The following is a 15475-nucleotide window of genomic DNA, read 5'->3' as shown; positions in this document are numbered from 1 at the left end:
TTGTCCGGCGCCGGAGGTTTGGCCGGTTTCGCTGCCCCGGAAGAGTGTCCGGAGGTCGGGGAACGGGAAGCCTGCCGGTCACCGGCGGACTCAGGGGACGTGTCCCCGTCATGGGGCGCACCGCTCCCGGTACCGCCGCAGGAGACCGCGGCCATCGCAAGGACCAGAGCAGCTACGGCAGTTGTGCCGGGCCGTCGAACCCGACGGAGCCGGCGAACTCGACCGGGACGATGAACCCGACGAAGACGATGAGCTCGACGAAGACGGTGAGCACGAAGAAGGCGCAGTAGACGACCACGACGCACGAGACCTCCTGGAGGATCTGCTGATGCGGCTCGACTGGAAGAACTGGCTCCGCTCCCCCACCTCCCGCACATCCGGTTCCGTTTCCGACCCTGCGGCCAGCTCTTCCCCGGCGGGCTTCCCGCGCAGACGGCCGGTCATCCTCGCCTGCGTACTGCTCGCACTGGTTCTCGCCATAGGCGGCACACTCTCGCTACGCGCCGCACACGGGACCGCCCTGAACCTCGTCGGTCTGCCGAACGACGGCAGGCTGGGCGCGCGACTCCTGCGCACGGGCGAATTCGAGGTGACCGGCGCCGAGGGCGACGAACTCAAGGGCACCAAGGTCACCCTCGACGGCAAGCCCCTGCGGACGCGGGCCGCGCACGGCGGCGCCGGCACCCTCGCCGTCGGCCTGGGTGACATCAAGGACGGCACACACGAACTGCGTGTCACCCAGCCCGGTTCCTGGCCCACGGGTGACACCGAGGTCGTCCGAAAACTGACGGTGGACACCGAGGCACCCCGCCTCAAGGTGGCCGACACCAAGGCGGACGGCTTCCGTGAGCCCGTCACGGTCAAGGGCACGGCGGCCGGCGCGCGGAGGATAACCGTCGCGGGCCGCACGGCGAAGCCCGCGAAGGACGGCGCCTTCGCCGTCCGGCTCCCGCGCCCACCGGGGCGTACGACGGTCACCGCGACGGACGCCGCGGGCAACACCGCCCGCCGGGAGGCCGAACTCACCGTGCACCGGCCGCTGTTGAAGGCCGTGCACGTCAGCGCCCAGGGCTGGGCCTCCGACGCGCTGCGGGGTCCGGTCATGAAGATGCTGAAGCAGAAGAAGATCAACGCGGTGCAGCTCGACATCAAGGACGAGCTGGGCGAGATCGGTTACGCCTCGAAGGTGCCGCTGGCGAAGAGCGTCGGCGCCGCCAAGGGGTACTACGACGCGAAGAAGGCCATCAAGGAGATCCATGCCGCGGGCGGCACGGTCGTCGGCCGCATCGTCGCGTTCCGCGATCCGATCCTCGCCACCAAGTCGTGGAAATCCGGCCACCGCGACCGCGTCGTGCGAACCCCGGGCGGAGGTGCCTACAACGGCGGCAGCTACGGCCAGTTGTCGTTCACCAACTTCGCGAACAAGGAGGTCAGGAAGTACAACATCGACCTGGCCGCGGAGGCCGCGAAGCTGGGCTTCGACGACATCCTCTACGACTACATCCGCCGCCCCGACGGCCCGATGAGCAAGATGTCCTTCCCGGGCCTCGGTGACACCACACCGGAGCGGTCCGTCGCCGATGTCGTCGGCGAGACCCGGGCCGCCGTCCGTAAGCACAACGCGTTCCTCGGTGTCTCGGTGTTCGGCATCGCCGTCGACCGGCCGAAGGAGATCGCCCAGGACGTCGGCCTGCTCGCGCAGGAGGCCGACTACATCGCGCCGATGATCTACCCCTCGCACTGGGCGCAGGGCGAGTACGGCGTCTCCGACCCCAACTCCCACCCCTACCCGATCACCAAGCGCTCCCTCGCCGCCTTCGCCAAGAAGACCCGGCACACCGACGCGCAGATCGTCCCCTGGATCCAGGACTTCTCCCTCGGCGTTTCCTACGGCGACAAGGAGGTCCGCGCCCAACTCGACGCGGCCCGCTCCGACGGCATCAAGGGCTTCCTGCTGTGGAACCCGGGGGTTCAGTACCACGCGGGGGCGTTGGGCTGAGGCAGCCGACCGCCCCCGAGCCGGAGGCCCTCAGCCGCGTACCACCCCGATCAGTTCGGTCACGGTGCGCGCCATCGCCTCGCGTGCCACCCCGAGGTACTTGCGCGAGTCGACCGCTTCCGGGTGTGCGGTGAGGAACTCGCGGATGGCGGAGGTCATCGCGATGTTCAGGGCCGTGCCCACGTTGACCTTGGCGATGCCGCCGCGGACGGCCGCCGTCAGCTCGTCGTCGGGCACGCCGGACGAGCCGTGCAGCACCAGCGGCACGTCGAGGCCTTCGGAGAGCCTTTTGAGCAGGTCGTGGTCGAGCGTGGCGGTGCGGGTGGTCATCGCGTGCGAGGAGCCGACGGCGACGGCGAGCGCGTCCACGCCCGTGTCGGAGACGTAGGCGCGGGCCTCACCGGGGTCGGTGCGGGCGCCCGGCGCGTGCGCGTCCAGGGGCGCCGCCCCGTCCTTGCCGCCGACCTGGCCCAGCTCGGCCTCCACCCACAGGCCGTTGGCGTGGCCCCAGTCGGCGGCGGCGCGGGTCGCGGCGAGGTTCTCGTCGTAGGGCAGCCGCGCGGCGTCGTACATGACCGAGCCGAACCCGGCGTCGGCGGCCTGCCGCAGCAGGTCGTCGCTCTGTACGTGGTCCAGGTGCAGGCCTACGTCGACGCGCGCCCCCTCGGCGGCGGCGACCGCCGAGCGGGCCAGCGGCAGGAGGCGGCCGTAGCGGTAGCGCACGGCGTTCTCGCTGATCTGGAGGATGACGGGGGCGTCCGCCGCCTCGGCGCCGGCGATCACCGCCTCGATGTGTTCGAGGGTGATCACGTTGAACGCGGCCACGGCGCCGCGCCGGGCCGCCGCCGCGCCCACGAGGGTTCCTGTTGCTGCGAGGGGCACGGCCCCTCCCTTCTCAAGAGCCTTGGAGGACGGGTCAGTTGGCGTCGAGGATCACCGAGCGGGTGAGGTGGCGCGGGCGGTCCGGGTCGAGTTCGCGACGGGCGGCCACGGCGACCGCGAGGCGCTGGGCGCGGACGAGCTCGGCCAGCGGGTCGAGGCGGCCCTCGATCCAGAGAGCGCCGGTCGCGGCGACCTGATCGGCCAGGCCTTCGGGGGCCTCGCCGAGCATCCACGTGGCGGTGCCGGAGGTGGTGACGCTGATGGGGCCGTGCCGGTACTCCATCGCCGGGTACGCCTCGGTCCAGGACAGGGACGCCTCGCGCATCTTCAGCGCCGCCTCGTTCGCGAGGCCTACCGTCCAGCCGCGGCCCAGGAAGGTGAACTGCCCGCAGTCCACGAGGCATTCGGGCAGCGGCTCGGAGAGGGCCGTGCGCGCGTCGGCGACCGCCTGCTCGGAGTGCAGGCCCAGGTGCGCGCGGAGCAGCGTCAGGGCGGTCGTGGCGAAGCGGGTCTGGACGACGGACTGCTCGTCGGCGAAGTCGAGGACGACCAGGTCGTCCGCGGCGTCCGCGATCGGGGTCGCCGGGTCTCCGGTGATCGCCGTGGTGCGGGACCTGCCCCGGTGGGCGGCGAGGAGGTCGAGGACCTCGGTGGTGGTGCCGGACCGGGTCAGCGCGATCACGTGGTCGTAGGACCGGCCGGAGGGGAACTCCGAGGCGGCGAACGCGTCGGTCTCGCCCTGGCCCGCCTGCTCGCGCAGCGCGGCGGCGGCCTGCGCCATGAACCACGAGGTGCCGCAGCCGACGATCGCGACCCGCTCCCCCGCGGCGGGCAGCGCCGCCTTGTGCCGGGTCGCGAGGGACGCGGCCCGCGTCCAGCACTCCGGCTGGCTCTTCAGTTCGTGTCCGACGTGGCTTTCCTTCTGGATGCTGCTCATGCCGTGCCCCCACTCCGCGGTTGGTCACGCCTCTGGGGGCGCGCTCACTGAATGCGTGTTCCTGCAAGATATAGCCAGCTTTCGCGCACAATCAAGCATTAGTGCGCATGGCAGTTAAGGTCGTGCCACCGAACCGAACGACGAGTTGGAGCCGCCGATGTCCCGCGACGCCCGCTGGAAGTCCCTCCTGGAACTGCTCGTCGAGCGCGGGCGCCTGGACGTGGAGGACGCGGCGAGCGAGCTCGGCGTCTCCGCCGCGACCATCCGCCGCGACTTCGACGGGCTCGCGGAGCAGCAGATGCTGGTGCGCACGCGCGGCGGCGCGGTCGTGCACGGCGTCAGCTACGAACTCCCGCTGCGCTACAAGTCCGCGCTCGGCGCCGCCGAGAAGCAGCGCATCGCCAAGGCCGTCGCCGAACTGCTCACGCCGGGCGAGGCGGTCGGCCTCACCGGCGGCACGACCACGACGGAGGTGGCACGGGCACTCGCCGTCCGGCCCGACCTCTCCTCCGGAACGCCCGCGCTGACGATCGTCACGAACGCGCTCAACATCGCCAACGAGCTCGCGGTGCGGCCCCAGTTCAAGATCGTGCTCACGGGGGGCGTCGCACGCCCGCAGTCGTACGAGTTGATCGGTCCGCTCGCCGACGGGGTGCTCGGCCAGGTCACGCTCGACACGGCGGTGCTCGGCGTCGTCGGCCTCGACGTCACGCACGGCGCGTCCGCGCACGACGAGGCGGAGGCGGCGATCAACCGGATGCTGTGCGAGCGGGCGGAGCGCGTGGTGGTCGCGGCCGACTCCAGCAAGCTGGGCCACCGGGCGTTCGCCCGGATCTGCGACGTGGCACAGGTGGACGTCCTCGTCACGGACACGGCGGCGGACAAGGCGACGCTGGCGCGGTTCGAGGAGGCAGGGGTGCGGGTGCTCACCGTGTGACGTACACACACGTGCGGGCCACCTCTTGTTCGGCCGCGGAGTTCCGCCCTAATCTGACTTTGTGCCGCTACTAAACAAACTCGGGTCCGTCAGCGCCGACGACCCGCATGCCGCGTCCCTGGTCCGGCTGCGCCTGGCCATCACCGCGTTCTTCGCGCTCGACGGCTTCGTCTTCGCCGGGTGGGTGGTGCGCATCCCCGCCGTCAAGGAGCAGACCGGGGCCTCCGCGAGCGCCCTCGGCCTCGCGCTCCTCGGCGTCTCGGCCGGCGCCGTCATCACGATGATGCTGACCGGGCGCCTTTGCCGGCGCTTCGGCTCGCACGCGGTGACCGTCGCGTGCGGCGTGCTGCTGCCTCTCACCGTGATCCTGCCGCCGCTCACGCACTCGCCCCTCGCGCTCGGCCTCGTGCTGCTGGCGTTCGGAGCGGCGTACGGCGGTATCAACGTGGCGATGAACAGCGCCGCCGTCGACCTGGTCGGCGCCCTTCGCAGGCCGATCATGCCCAGCTTCCACGCCGCGTTCAGCCTCGGCGGCATGGTCGGTTCGGGCCTCGGCGGCCTCGTCGCCGCGCACCTGTCCCCCACCAAGCACCTCATGGCCATCGCCGTGCTCGGCCTCGTCGTCACCGCGTGCGCCGCCCCGACCCTGCTGCGCCACCCGGCACCGGGCCCCGTGGACCGTACGCCCGCGAACGAGAACCGGCACGCGAACCAGAACGCACACGAGCGCACGCGCCCCCGCATCGACGGCCGCACCCGCCTGCTCGTCCTCGTCTTCGGCCTCATCGCGCTGTGCACGGCGTACGGCGAGGGGGCGCTGGCCGACTGGAGCGCGCTGCACATGGAGCAGGACCTGCACGCCCACCCCGGCGTCGCGGCAGCCAGCTACTCGTGCTTCGCGTTCGCCATGACGATCGGCCGGCTCACCGGCACCTCCCTGCTCGAACGGCTCGGCAGGACACGCACGCTGGTGGCCGGCGGCCTGACCGGCGCGTTCGGCATGCTGCTCGGCTCGCTCGCGCCCACGGTGTGGCTCGCACTGCTCGGTTTCGCGATCACCGGGATCGGCCTCGCGAACCTCTTCCCCGTCGCGATCGAACGGGCCGGGGCGCTCGCGGGGCCCACGGGCGTCGCCGCCGCGTCCACGCTCGGCTACGGCGGCATGCTGCTCGGCCCGCCCGCGATCGGCTTCATGGCGGACTGGTTCTCGCTGTCAGCGGCGCTCACGAGCGTGGCGCTGCTCGCCGCCGTGGCGGCCACGATCGGCTTCGCGACGCGGCGGGTGGCGATCACGTGATCCCTTGATCTCGTGATCAATCGACTTGCGCACAGGCGCACTTCGGGCGGCAGACTCTGCCTATGCAGATTGCCGAACATATTCGAATCGTGGACGAAGAGGGCCAGTTGTTGGCCGCGGCCGCCGAGGAGGCGGGCGTCGACGCCAAGGTGGCGACGTGCCCCGGCTGGCAGGTGCGCGATCTTCTGCGGCACCAGGGTGCGGTGCACCGCTGGGCGACCTCGTACGTGGCGGAGGGGCTCCAGAAGCCGCACGGCATGGAGGACCGCTCCGACCTGGACGGTGCCGAGCTGCTCGCCTGGTACCGCGAAGGCCACGGCCGACTTGTCGACACCCTCACCAACGCACGGCCCGACGTGGACTGCTGGGCCTTCCTCCCGGCCCCCTCGCCGCTGGCCTTCTGGGCCCGCCGCCAGGCCCATGAGACGGCGGTGCACCGTGTGGACGCGCAGTCGGCCCTGAACCGGGCCACTCACGACGAACCCGGCTCGCTCACACCGGAGTTCGCGGTCGACGGCATCGACGAGCTACTGATGGGCTTCCACGCCCGAACGCGCAGCCGGGTCCGCTCGGACGTGCCCCGGACCCTGCGCGTGCGCGCCACCGACGCCGGCCCGGACGCCGTGTGGACGGTGCGCATCACGCAGGACCCGCCGGCCGCCGAGCGCGGCGCCCCGGACGAGGCGGAGTGCGAACTGGCCGGCCCCGCGGCGCGCTTGTACCTGGCGCTGTGGAACCGGCTGCCGTTCCCCGAGGTGAGCGGGGACCGCGCACTGGCCGCGTTCTGGCGGGAGAACTCCGGGGTCTGAGGTCACCGGACCGGCTGGTGCCGCGCCACCCCGTCCCGGCCGGCGCGGCGCCGCGCCAGCCGTCCGACGGCCGCGGCGGCCACCCCGAGCACGAGGGCGACTGCGCCCCCGACGACGCCGTTTCCGGTGCCGGGCCCGCCGTCCGCGAGGGCCAGATTCAGCACGCCGATCACCACGGCGACAAGTCCGGCCGCCTGCGCGCCGACGGCGTACCTGCGGTCGGCGCGGACCAGCGCGAGGCCCGCGACGACCAGGCCGACGAGTCCGAGCAGCGCGGCGGACGTGGCCCACACGCGGTCGGCGGTGAGGGTGGTGGAGTCGACCTCGGCCGCCATCGACAGCAGACCTGACATGGAATTCTCCTTCGCCTTCTGTACGTACCGAGTTGACGTTTCGGGACGCCTCGAATGGACGCTTCGAGCATGTCGCCGGGGCGCGACGCCGTCGTCCGGCGAGCGTGGACTCTTCTGGCTGCGGCCGCCGCCGCAGGGGGCTACCGCGGACGCGGTATGTCCGCCGTCGCTGCCGCGGCGGCGGTAGCCGACGGATCATCCGCGCTCAGGGCCCGCGCCGTGCGTCCTGCGGCTAGATTGCGCGCATGGGCACCCAACGGCTCGCTGTACGCGCGGGCGTCAGGGACGCGGTGATCGCCGTCTGCGTCGCGGCCATGCTCCTCGCGGCCGCGCTCTCCGGTGACCGGCCCGACACGAAGCTCGAACTCCTTGGCTACGCACTCCTGTTGACCGGCGGCCTCGCGCTGTGTGCGCGCCGCCGGGCCCCGGTCGCCGTGCTCGCGGTGACCGGCCTGTGCGCGGTCGGCCACCAGGCGGCCGGCGTCGACGTACCGGTCGTGGCCTATCTGTTCGCGGTGTACGCCGCGGTGCGCGAGGGCCACCGCACGAGCACGGCGGTGGCGTCCGTGGCCGTCCTCGCCACGCTCCCCTTCGCGTATCTGGTGTCGCCGCACGGCACATCGGCGGGGGACGCGTTCTCGCACTCGCGGGGCGCCCTCGAACTGGGCTGGCTGGTCGCGGCCGCCGCCGCGGGGGAAGCGCTGCGGCAGGCCGAGCGGCGGGCGGACGAGGCGGAACGCACGCGGGAGGAGACCGGGCGGCGGCGCGCCGACGAGGAACGGCTGCGTATCGCACGGGAGTTGCACGATTCGCTGACCCACCAGATCTCGATCGTGAAGCTTCAGGCCGAGGTCGCCGTCCATGTGGCGCTCAAGCGCGGCGAGCGGGTGCCGGAGCCCCTCCTGGCGATCCAGGAGGCGGGCCGCGAGGCGAGCCGGGAGCTGCGGGCGACCCTGGAGGCGCTGCGGGACGACGACACGCGCCCGCCGCACACCCTCGACGACCTGCCGGAGCTGGTGAAGCGGGCCGGCAGCGGCGATCTGGAGACGGAACTGACGGTGGAGGGCAGCCCGCACGATGTCCCGGCCGCCGTCCAGCGCACCGCCTACCGCATCGTCCAGGAGGCGCTGACGAACGTCGCCCGGCACGCCGCCGCCCGCAGCGCACGGGTCGTCGTCGACCACCGCCCGGACGCCCTCGTCCTGCGCGTCGACGACGACGGCCGGGCGTCCCCTGATGCCGCCCCGCTTCCCGGCATCGGCCTGCTCGGCATGCGCGAGCGCGTCACCGCACTCGGTGGCACCCTGCGGGCGGAGCCCCGCGCCGAGGGCGGATTCCGGGTCCTGGCCGAGCTCCCCGTGGAGCAGACACCATGAGGAGAACCCACACCGTGAACGGGGCGCACACCAGGGGCGGCGGCACATCATGAGCGAGCCACCGGGCACGATCCGTGTCCTCCTCGTCGACGACCAGCCGCTCATCCGCAGCGGGTTCCGCGCGCTCCTCGACCTGGAGGACGACATCGAGGTGGTGGCCGAGGCCGCCGACGGCGAGGAGGGTCTGGCGCTCGCCCGGCGGCATCTGCCCGACATCGTGCTCATCGACATCCGGATGCCGGTCGTCGACGGCATCGAGGCGACCCGCCGCATCGCCGCGGACCCGACGCTCGACCGGGTGCACGTCGTCGTCCTGACCAACTACGGCCTGGACGAGTACGTCTTCGACGCGCTGCGGGCCGGCGCCGCCGGCTTCCTGGTGAAGGACATCGTGCCGCAGGACCTCCTGCACGCGGTGCGCGTCGCGGCGCGCGGCGACGCGCTGCTCGCGCCGTCGATCACCCGCAAGCTGATCGACAGGTACGTCACCCAGCCCCCGCATCCGGGCCTGGCGAAGGGCCTGGAGGAGCTGACGAACCGTGAGCGCGAGGCGGTCGTGCTGGTCGCCCACGGGCTCTCCAACGACCAGGTCGCCGAGCGCATGGTGATCACACCGCTGACCGCGAAGACGCACATCAACCGGGCCATGTCCAAGCTCCGCGCCCGCGACCGCGCCCACCTCGTGGTGCTCGCCTACGAATCCGGTCTGGTGGCCCCGCGAACCCCCTCGTGACCTGCCGGTCTCAGCCCAGCCACCCCGGCCGTACGAGGCCCGACTCGTAGGCGAGGACGACCAGTTGGGCCCGGTCACGGGCGCCCAGTTTGACCATCGCGCGGCTCACGTGGGTCTTCGCGGTGAGCGGGCTGACGACGAGGCGGCGGGCGATCTCGTCGTTGGACAGGCCGATGCCGACGAGCGCCATCACCTCCCGCTCCCGCTCGGTCAGCTCGGCGAGCGGCGCCGCGGCCGCCGGTTCCTTGGAGCGCGCCGCGAACTCGGCGATCAGACGCCGGGTGACGCCGGGCGAGAGCAGCGCGTCGCCGTGCACCACGGCCCGGACGGCGCGCAGCAGTTCGTCCGGCTCGGTGTCCTTGACGAGGAACCCCGAGGCCCCGGAGCGGATGGCCTCGAAGACGTACTCGTCGAGCTCGAAGGTGGTGAGCATGACCACCTTCACGGCCTCCAGGTCCGCGTCCTCGCCGATCCGGCGGGTCGCCGCGAGGCCGTCCAGCAGCGGCATGCGGATGTCCATGAGCACGACGTCGGGCCGCAGTTCGCGCACCAGGCGCACCGCCTCCTCGCCGTCCGCCGCCTCGCCCGCGACCTCGATGTCGCGCTGCGCGTCGAGCAGCGCCCTGAATCCGGCGCGGACGAGCGACTGATCGTCGGCGAGCAGTACGCGGATCACTTCGGGGCCTCCCGGTCCGTGGCGGTGAAGGGCAGCCGAGCGACGACCCGGAAGCCTCCGTCGGGGCGCGGGCCCGCCTCGATCGTGCCACCGAGGGCCGCGGCGCGCTCGCGCATTCCGGCGAGCCCGTTGCCGCTGCCGCCCGCGTCGGCGTGGGTCGCGGGTCCGTCGTCGTCGACGGTGAGCGTCATCGAGTCCTCCCCGTGGGCCAGTCGTACGCGCGCGTGGCGTGAGCCCGAGTGCCGGACGACGTTGGTGAGCGCCTCCTGCACGATGCGGAACGCGGCGAGGTCGGCGCCCGGCGGCAGCGCCGTCCTCCGCCCCTGTGTGGTGACGTCGACGGTGAGGCCCGCGCCCGCCGCCTGGTCGACGAGTTCCGGGAGGCGGTCGAGGCCGGGCGCGGGGGCGCGGGGCGCCTCGCCCGGTGCCCGGAGGGTGTCGAGGACCTGGCGCACCTCTCCCAGCGCCTCCTTGCTCGCGCTCTTGATGGTGGTGAGCGCGGTGCGCGCCTGCTCCGGGTCGGTGTCGAGCAGGGCGAGGCCGACGCCCGCCTGCACGTTGATCACGGAGATCGAGTGGGCGAGCACGTCGTGCAGTTCGCGGGCGATGCGCAGGCGTTCCTCGTCGGCCCGCCGCTTGGCCGCCTTCTCCCGCTCCACGCGCGCGTGCTCCCACTGTTCGCGCCGCACCCGCGCCAGTTCGGCGACCGCCATGACCGCGAGCACCCAGGCCGCGACGATGCCCTCCTGCGCCCACGGGGCGGGCCCGTCACCCGAGGGCGGCAGGTACGCGTACAGCCAGTGCCCGATGAGCAGATGCCCCGCCCAGAGCATCGCGGCGGCCGCCCACGCGGCCCATCTGCGCCCCGCAACGATCGCGGAGAAGCACGCGAGGGCCACGAGCAGGAACACCGGTCCGTAGGGATACCCGGCCCCCAGGTACACGGTCACGCACGCCGTCGTGCCAAACGCGACGAGGACGGGGTGGCGCTGCCGCCACAGGAGCAGGGCGCCCCCGGCGAGCATCAGCAGCCGCGCGAACACGTCCAGGTCGGCGCGCTCGCCCGCCTGCCCGTGCGCGGCGAAGTTCGTCCCCGCGAGCACGAACGCGGTGACGAGCACCGTGGACCGCCAGGGCCACCGTCGCTCGCCCCCTGCGGGCCCGCGGCCCCACCGCTCGCGCAGCCACGGCGGCCCGCCCCACTGCCGGGGCGGGCCACCGTCGCGTACGCGCTGCTCGTCCATGCCGCCACGCTAAGCGCCGGGGGCGTTCCCGGGCGTCCGCCGTGCGAGGTGATCACACGTACTTCCGCGGGAGTAGACCCCCTTGGGGAGTACGGCTATGCGGAGAGCCCGACGTCCCGGGCGAGCCGCGACACGGAGTGGGCGAAGAAGGCCGAGCGGTCCTCGACGACACGGTTGAACTGGCCGAACAGCTCGAAGCCGACGAGCCCGAACAGCTGCGCCCACGCGGCGACCAGTGCGGCCACCACCTCCGGCGGCAGGTCGGGCGCGAGGTCCGCGGCCATCCGCTCGGCCTCGGCCCGCACCTCCTCGGCGAGCGGGGGCGGTGCCACGCCGCCGCCCTGGTGCGCGTCGCGGACGATCCCGATGAGCAGCTGTCCGACGCGCGCGGCGGCCTCGACCGTGCTGTCCGGAGCCGTGTAGCCGGGCACGGGCGACCCGTAGATGAGCGCGTACTCGTGCGGATAGGCCAGGGCCCAGTCCCGTACCGCCCCGCACACCGCGCTCCAGCGCTCGGTGGCCGACGACGTCCGGACGAAGCCGACGTCGGCACGCTCGGCGGCCGCGCCCAGGGCGTCGTACGCGTCGATGATGAGCGCGGTCAGGAGGTCGTCGCGGCTGGGGAAATAGCGGTACAGAGCAGAGGAGACCATGCCGAGTTCGCGGGCCACGGCGCGCAGCGAGAGCTTGGCCGCGCCGCTCTCGGCGAGTTGTCTGCGCGCCTCGTCCTTGATCGCGGCGGTGACCTCCTGCCGGGCGCGGGCGCGGGCTCCTTGGGCGGCACTTGTGGTTCGTGGGGGTGTGCTGCGGCTCGTACTCATGGTTCGAGTGTTCCATGGATGCGGAGCGGTGCACACATTGCGGTGCACCGCTCAAAAAAGAGAGCACTGCTCTTGCTTTGGATCGCCGGGCCGGTGCACACTGATCTCAAGCGAGAGCACCGCTCTCCAAAACTGTTCCGGGGGTCACCATGTCCGCACAGCCCGAGCCGTACTACCTGAAGGCCAACCCGACCGCCGTCCGCATGAACAAGGTCGTCGGCTGGCTGGCCCGCCGCGGGTTCAGCCTCGCGGGCTCCGCGGAGCTCTCCGTGCGCGGCCGCAAGAGCGGCCAGATGCAGCGCATCCCGGTCAACCCGCACACGTACGAGGGCGAGCAGTACCTGGTCTCGGCCCGTGGCCACTCGCAGTGGGTGAAGAACATGCTGGCCGCGGGTGGCGGCGAGCTGCGGGTGGGCCGCAAGGTCCGCACGTTCGAGGCCGTCGAGCTGTCCGACGACGACCTCAAGCGCGAGGTGCTGCGTACCTACCTGGAGCGGTGGGGCTGGCAGGTCAACGACTACTTCAAGGGCGTCACGGCGAAGTCGACGGACGCCGAGCTCGCCGTCGCCTCGCCGGACCACCCGGTCTTCCGCATCACGGTCAAGTGACCGTCAGCGGTCGAGCCGGGACAGCGCCCGTCCCGCCACCGGATGCGTCCGCACCAGCTCGCCCAGGGAGGACGAGCCCCGCGTGATCCTCGCGAACGCGTTCCACGCGGGGCGCAGCGTGGTGAGCGCGGCGTGCAGCAGCCCCGGCTTGCGCTCGAAGACGGCCAGCATGCTCTTGCCGACGGACATCTCGACGCCGAGACCGGCCTTGACGGCGAACGCGTAGTTCAGCGCCTGGCGCCGCGCGTCCACCGCGTCGTGCGCCTCGGCGACGCGCACCGCCCACTCCCCCGCGAGCCGCCCCGAACGCAGCGCGAAGGAGATGCCCTCCCGGGTCCACGGCTCCAGGAGCCCCGCCGCGTCGCCGCACACCAGGACCCGGCCGCGCGAGAGCGGCGAGTCGTCGGCGCGGCAGCGCGTCAGATGCCCGGACGAGATCGACGGCTCGAAGCCCGCGAGCCCGAGCCGGGCGATGAAGTCCTCCAAGTACCGCTTGGTGGCGGCCCCTTCGCCCTTCGCCGAGATCACGCCGACGGTGAGGGTGTCGCCCTTCGGGAACACCCAGCCGTAACTGCCGGGAATCGGCCCCCAGTCGATGAGGACCCGCCCCTGCCAGTCCTCGGCGACGCTCTGCGGGACCGGGATCTCCGCCTCCAGGCCGAGGTCCACCTGGTCCATCTCCACGCCGACGTGCGCGCCGATCCGGCTCGCGCTGCCGTCGGCGCCGACCACGGCCCGCGCCAGGACCGTCTCGCCGCCCTGGAGTCCGACCGCGACGGTGCGCCGGTCGGGCACGGCGCTGCCGTGCTGCTCGACGCTCGTCACCGTGACGCCGGTGCGCAGCTCGGCGCCCGCCTTCTGCGCGTGCTCGACGAGCTGGGCGTCGAACTCGGGCCGGTTGATGAGCCCGAACAGCATCTTCTTGGAGCGCCGGGTGCGGGTGTACCGCCCGTTCAGGGAGAACGTCACCGCGTTGATCCGGTCCTTGAACGGCAGCACGAAGCCGGGCGGCAGCGCGTCCCGCGAAGGACCGATGATGCCGCCGCCGCAGGTCTTGTAGCGCGGCAGTTCGGCCTTCTCCAGGAGCAGCACCCGACGCCCCGCGCTCGCGGCCGCGTACGCGGCGGAGGCGCCGGCCGGGCCCGCGCCCACGACGACGACGTCCCACACGCTCCCGGAGGGCCCGCCGTCGCCCGTCTCGTTGCCGTCCGTGTCGTCCGTCGCCGGATTCTCGCTGCTCACGATGGTCTGCTGCTCCCGTTTCGGCCATCTTGGAATGCCTGCCGCACCTGTCCCAGGCATCCTACGGCGGGCCGTGCGCGAGCCCCCTGTGGGAGGATCTTCCGCACACCCTGCACAACGTCGCACCCACGAGGAGCGTGCCCATGTCGCCGCATCCGATTGCCGAGACCGTCGCCTCGCTCATGCCGAGGGCCAAGGCGGAGCTGACCGAACTGGTCGCCTTCAAGTCGGTGGCGGACTTCGAACAGTACCCGAGGAGCGAGAGCGAGGGCGCCGCCAACTGGGTCGCCGACGCGCTGCGCACCGAGGGCTTCCAGGATGTCGCGCTGCTCGACACCCCCGACGGCACGCAGTCGGTGTACGGATTCTTGCCGGGCCCCGCGGGCGCGCCGACGGTGCTGCTGTACGCGCACTACGACGTGCAGCCGACGCTGGACGAGGCGGCGTGGGTGACGCCCCCGTTCGAGCTCACCGAGCGGGAGGACGGCCGCTGGTACGGGCGCGGCTCGGCCGACTGCAAGGGCGGCGTGCTCCTGCACCTCCTGGCGATCCGCGCGCTGAAGGCGAACGGCGGCGTCCCCGTCAACGTCAAGGTGATCGCGGAGGGTTCCGAGGAGCAGGGCACCGGCGGCCTGGAACGCTACGCCGAGCAGCACCCGGAGCTGCTGACCGCCGACACGATCGTGATCGGCGACGCCGGCAACTTCCGCGTCGGCCTGCCCACGGCGACCGCGACGCTGCGCGGCATGACGCTGGTCCGCGTCGAGATGGCCACCCTCGAAGGCAATCTGCACTCCGGCCAGTTCGGCGGCGCAGCCCCGGACGCGCTCGGCGCCCTGATCCGTGTCCTGGACTCGCTGCGCGCCGAGGACGGCTCGACGACCGTCGACGGCCTGGAGCCGACCGAGCCCTGGGACGGGCTCCAGTACGACGAGGACGCGTTCCGCGGCGACGCGAAGGTGCTCGACGGTGTGGACCTGATCGGCTCCGGCACGATCGCGGACCGCATCTGGGCGCGCCCCGCCGTCACCGTCCTCGGCATCGACTGCCCGCCCGTCGTCGGCGCCACGCCGTCCGTGCAGGCGGGCGCCCGCGCGCTGATCAGCCTGCGCGTCCCGCCGGGCGCCGACGCCTCGGAGGCCACGAAGCTCCTCATGGCGCACATCGAGGCGCACACCCCCTGGGGCGCCCGGGTGAAGGTCGAACAGGTCGGCCAGGGCCAGCCGTTCCGCGCGAACACCGCGAGCCCGGCGTACGCGGCGATGGCCGACGCCATGAAGCAGGCGTACGACGGCCAGGAGATGAGCTACGCGGGCCAGGGCGGCTCCATCCCGCTGTGCAACACCCTCGCCTCGCTCTACCCGGAGGCGGAGATCCTCCTCATCGGCCTGAGCGAGCCGGAGGCCCAGATCCACGCGGTCAACGAGTCGGTGTCCCCCGAGGAGCTGGAGCGCCTCTCGGTGGCGGAGGCCCTCTTCCTCCAGAAGTACGCGACCGCCGGCTGACGCCGCTCCAGGGCGAATCTGCCCTGGGCCAAGTCGTACGACGCCGTGCCCGCGAC

General features: G+C 72.6%; 16 protein-coding genes. 8 read left to right on the top strand and 8 right to left on the bottom strand.

From position 1 onward, the window contains the following. Positions 1-172: 172 nt before the first annotated feature. On the bottom strand, positions 173-298 hold the full coding sequence (locus ACNYS0_RS36480) for a hypothetical protein (protein WP_422480039.1): 126 nt from the start codon (positions 296-298) through the stop codon (positions 173-175). Between the two features lie 30 nt (positions 299-328). On the opposite strand from ACNYS0_RS36480, the gene ACNYS0_RS36475 reads away from it, so the two are divergent. Further along, positions 329-1999, top strand: a complete 1671-nt coding sequence (locus tag ACNYS0_RS36475; protein ID WP_422480037.1) for a putative glycoside hydrolase — start codon at positions 329-331, stop codon at positions 1997-1999. Between the two features lie 30 nt (positions 2000-2029). On the opposite strand, the gene ACNYS0_RS36470 is transcribed toward ACNYS0_RS36475, so the two are convergent. Both ACNYS0_RS36470 and ACNYS0_RS36465 read right to left on the bottom strand, forming a co-directional pair. Beyond that, positions 2030-2881, bottom strand: a complete 852-nt coding sequence (locus ACNYS0_RS36470; protein ID WP_422480035.1) for a class II fructose-bisphosphate aldolase — start codon at positions 2879-2881, stop codon at positions 2030-2032. Positions 2882-2915: 34 nt separating this feature from the next. Next, the gene (locus ACNYS0_RS36465) at positions 2916-3818 is read right to left on the bottom strand and encodes an SIS domain-containing protein (RefSeq protein WP_422480033.1); all 903 of its coding nucleotides are present in this window, start codon (positions 3816-3818) and stop codon (positions 2916-2918) included. A 157-nt stretch (positions 3819-3975) separates the two neighbouring features. On the opposite strand from ACNYS0_RS36465, the gene ACNYS0_RS36460 reads away from it, so the two are divergent. The 3 genes from ACNYS0_RS36460 to ACNYS0_RS36450 all read left to right on the top strand — a co-directional run bounded on the left by ACNYS0_RS36460 (position 3976) and on the right by ACNYS0_RS36450 (position 6861). Next, positions 3976-4755 (top strand): DeoR/GlpR family DNA-binding transcription regulator, encoded by a 780-nt coding sequence (locus ACNYS0_RS36460; RefSeq protein WP_422480031.1) that lies wholly within the window; start codon positions 3976-3978, stop codon positions 4753-4755. Positions 4756-4816: 61 nt separating this feature from the next. Continuing rightward, positions 4817-6052, top strand: a complete 1236-nt coding sequence (locus tag ACNYS0_RS36455) for an MFS transporter (protein ID WP_422480029.1) — start codon at positions 4817-4819, stop codon at positions 6050-6052. Positions 6053-6114: 62 nt separating this feature from the next. Continuing rightward, positions 6115-6861 (top strand): maleylpyruvate isomerase family mycothiol-dependent enzyme, encoded by a 747-nt coding sequence (locus ACNYS0_RS36450; RefSeq protein WP_422480027.1) that lies wholly within the window; start codon positions 6115-6117, stop codon positions 6859-6861. Between the two features lie 2 nt (positions 6862-6863). On the opposite strand, the gene ACNYS0_RS36445 is transcribed toward ACNYS0_RS36450, so the two are convergent. Continuing rightward, the gene (locus ACNYS0_RS36445; RefSeq protein WP_422480025.1) at positions 6864-7214 is read right to left on the bottom strand and encodes a DUF6223 family protein; all 351 of its coding nucleotides are present in this window, start codon (positions 7212-7214) and stop codon (positions 6864-6866) included. 245 nt (positions 7215-7459) lie between these two features. On the opposite strand from ACNYS0_RS36445, the gene ACNYS0_RS36440 reads away from it, so the two are divergent. Beyond that, complete coding sequence (locus tag ACNYS0_RS36440; RefSeq protein ID WP_422480023.1) at positions 7460-8590, top strand: sensor histidine kinase; 1131 nt, start codon at positions 7460-7462, stop codon at positions 8588-8590. 49 nt (positions 8591-8639) lie between these two features. After that, positions 8640-9323, top strand: coding sequence for a response regulator (locus tag ACNYS0_RS36435; protein ID WP_422480021.1), 684 nt, complete (start codon positions 8640-8642; stop codon positions 9321-9323). Positions 9324-9333: 10 nt separating this feature from the next. Here ACNYS0_RS36435 and ACNYS0_RS36430 read toward each other — a convergent pair whose 3' ends face one another. The 3 genes from ACNYS0_RS36430 to ACNYS0_RS36420 all read right to left on the bottom strand — a co-directional run bounded on the left by ACNYS0_RS36430 (position 9334) and on the right by ACNYS0_RS36420 (position 12064). Continuing rightward, the gene (locus tag ACNYS0_RS36430) at positions 9334-9999 is read right to left on the bottom strand and encodes a response regulator transcription factor (RefSeq protein ID WP_422429597.1); all 666 of its coding nucleotides are present in this window, start codon (positions 9997-9999) and stop codon (positions 9334-9336) included. Continuing rightward, the gene (locus ACNYS0_RS36425; RefSeq protein WP_422480019.1) at positions 9996-11243 is read right to left on the bottom strand and encodes a sensor histidine kinase; all 1248 of its coding nucleotides are present in this window, start codon (positions 11241-11243) and stop codon (positions 9996-9998) included. Before ACNYS0_RS36425 ends, ACNYS0_RS36430 begins: the two co-directional genes overlap by 4 nt. 95 nt (positions 11244-11338) lie before the next feature. Beyond that, a complete protein-coding gene (locus tag ACNYS0_RS36420; RefSeq protein WP_422480017.1) occupies positions 11339-12064 on the bottom strand; it encodes a TetR/AcrR family transcriptional regulator in 726 nt (241 codons plus the stop codon). A 149-nt stretch (positions 12065-12213) separates the two neighbouring features. Here ACNYS0_RS36420 and ACNYS0_RS36415 point away from each other — a divergent pair, with 149 nt between their 5' ends. After that, the gene (locus tag ACNYS0_RS36415) at positions 12214-12672 is read left to right on the top strand and encodes a nitroreductase family deazaflavin-dependent oxidoreductase (protein WP_422480015.1); all 459 of its coding nucleotides are present in this window, start codon (positions 12214-12216) and stop codon (positions 12670-12672) included. A 3-nt stretch (positions 12673-12675) separates the two neighbouring features. Here ACNYS0_RS36415 and ACNYS0_RS36410 read toward each other — a convergent pair whose 3' ends face one another. Continuing rightward, positions 12676-13914, bottom strand: a complete 1239-nt coding sequence (locus tag ACNYS0_RS36410) for a geranylgeranyl reductase family protein (RefSeq protein ID WP_422480013.1) — start codon at positions 13912-13914, stop codon at positions 12676-12678. Between the two features lie 143 nt (positions 13915-14057). Here ACNYS0_RS36410 and ACNYS0_RS36405 point away from each other — a divergent pair, with 143 nt between their 5' ends. Next, positions 14058-15419, top strand: a complete 1362-nt coding sequence (locus tag ACNYS0_RS36405) for a dipeptidase (RefSeq protein ID WP_422480011.1) — start codon at positions 14058-14060, stop codon at positions 15417-15419. Positions 15420-15475: the final 56 nt, after the last annotated feature.

The organism is Streptomyces anthophorae (assembly GCF_049310305.1).
Classification (GTDB): Bacteria; Actinomycetota; Actinomycetes; order Streptomycetales; family Streptomycetaceae; genus Streptomyces.
Note: the sequence above shows the minus strand (reverse complement) of the source record. Positions and strands in the feature narration are given on the sequence as shown.